This is a genomic window from Colwellia sp. 75C3 (assembly GCF_002836255.1).
Taxonomy (GTDB): Bacteria; Pseudomonadota; Gammaproteobacteria; order Enterobacterales; family Alteromonadaceae; genus Colwellia.
In genome coordinates this window covers 1-275 of record NZ_PJAU01000025.1, presented here as the reverse complement: position 1 = coordinate 275, position 275 = coordinate 1, and the positions used below count along the sequence as shown (strand labels likewise).

The window sequence follows — 275 nt, the reverse complement described above, 5'->3', positions numbered from 1 at the left end:
GATAGCCACAGTTACAGTGTTGATGATACGCGTTTTGAAGTGGTTAATGGCGCACTGAAACTTAAAACTGGTGTGAGTCTTGATCATGAAAGTGCCGAGAGTATTACTATTACCGTGACGTCAACAGACAGCGGCGGTCTACCAACGACACAAGAATTTACCTTGAATGTCGGTGATGTTAACGAAGCGCCTACCGGCATTACTTTAACGAACTTGAGCGTAGACGAAAATGCAGTTGGTGCGGTAATTGGTACCTTAGCCACCACAGGCGATGT

1 pseudogene is annotated in these 275 nt (G+C 45.8%); it reads left to right on the top strand.

Features of this window, described 5'->3' with window-relative positions:
• Nucleotides 1–275: pseudogene (locus tag CXF85_RS00145) on the top strand (hypothetical protein); the annotation flags it as partial.